A 1,386-nucleotide genomic window follows, 5' to 3' on the forward strand; every position below is an offset into this window, starting at 1 on the left:
AGGAAAATCAGTCAAAAAAATGGGAGTGCAAAAATATGTAGCTCGTCCCAAACAACCCAAACATATTTATCGTTCGCACAGTACATTTCAAGTGGGTATGCGGGCGGAAAATTGGGTAAGTTTTATAGATATTTGTCAAAAAGAAGTTAGGAAATATATTAGTTTATACCCGAATAAACGGTCTAATTATCAACGAGGTAAAAGCGCGGCAAAGCTTATCCGAACTGTTGTATTGTAGCGATTTTTGTCACCCTTTAAGGTATTTTTCTAATATTTGCTGGTTGGTTATTTCGTTTTTATATAAGATGTTTGTTGCCAGTAGAAATCTCCCTGCTTTGATTTTTTCTGCTGATATTATTTCGGATCTCGTTTCTATTTTACCGCTTATTTGATAGGATACTGTGTCTATATTACTAGCTTTGTTGATGGTTTGTTTGGGTTTTTTATGGCTTTTTTCGTAACTGCTCACCGCAACTGCGTTGCGATATCGCCAATAATATCAGCGATAGCTACGCACTCGAGTTGTAGATGGTATTCCAAAAAAACTTGCCACAAGCAAGAAGGAAGTTTGTGGAACACTGGTTGATTCAATTTATTTCAACGAAAAGTTCAGTTGAATTGTAAGCCGGGAGGACTACGACCAGAAGACAGACAGTAACTCGTACAATTGTGCGATCGCTTCCCCACCTTGCAGCCGGACTGTTTCTAAAAAGCTAAACATTTGGGCTACTAATTGAGCGCCCCAATCACTTCGCGCTCCTCCAGTTACTTTCCGATGCACGACCACGCTTGCGTAAAGCTCGTTCAGCATCATTGTTGTCGGGTTTAACTTCTGGATGGTCTAAAAAAGTAAACCATTCTCTCCAATGACGTTGAATCCGGTTGGCTAATCGTTGGGCATCGGCCGGCCATCCTGTAACTGGTGGATTGTGCAAAACAGCTTGCAGTTGAGCTTCAATTACCGGACGATTACGAGCGATTAGAAGTTGACTCAATTTCCCCAGATGATAGTCCCGGTACCAGGTTCTGGCAGTGGTTAAAATCTCACCCACGGCTGAGGCAAACAAACGATTACCTTCAAACCGACTCAGCTTGAGTGCTTCCAAATCACGTTCCAAATGGGTTAAACATTTCTGTTTCGCCGCTGCCGACTGGGGGTTATAAGCACTAATACCAGTTTCATAAAATAGTGCTAAAGTTAGTAGAAGTGCATTTTGCAATTTAGTAGCCAAATAGAGGTCAAAATAATGTCAGGAGTTGCCAAGATTGTAGTTCGAGAAACCGCAGCAGAACTGAAAACTTTGCTGGGTCGAGAGAAAGATGCTGTGCGCCACGAAAAACTGCTGATTCTGTATTGGCTCAAAACCAAAACAGTGGATAGTGTAT

General features: G+C 41.5%; 1 protein-coding gene and 2 pseudogenes. 1 reads left to right on the forward strand and 2 read right to left on the reverse strand.

Going from position 1 to position 1,386, the window contains the following annotated elements:
- Positions 1 to 238: pseudogene (locus QUB56_RS36890) on the forward strand (IS4 family transposase); the annotation flags it as partial.
- Between the two features lie 9 nt (positions 239 to 247).
- On the opposite strand, the gene QUB56_RS36895 reads toward QUB56_RS36890, so the two are convergent.
- Together QUB56_RS36895 and QUB56_RS36900 are read right to left on the reverse strand one after the other, a co-directional pair.
- Positions 248 to 469, reverse strand: a complete 222-nt coding sequence (locus QUB56_RS36895; RefSeq protein WP_332961302.1) for a hypothetical protein — start codon at positions 467 to 469, stop codon at positions 248 to 250.
- A gap of 140 nt (positions 470 to 609) precedes the next feature.
- A pseudogene (locus QUB56_RS36900) lies at positions 610 to 1,169 on the reverse strand (IS66 family transposase); the annotation flags it as partial.
- Positions 1,170 to 1,386: the final 217 nt, after the last annotated feature.

Source organism: Microcoleus sp. AR_TQ3_B6 (genome assembly GCF_036702785.1).
Classification (GTDB): domain Bacteria; phylum Cyanobacteriota; class Cyanobacteriia; order Cyanobacteriales; family Microcoleaceae; genus Microcoleus.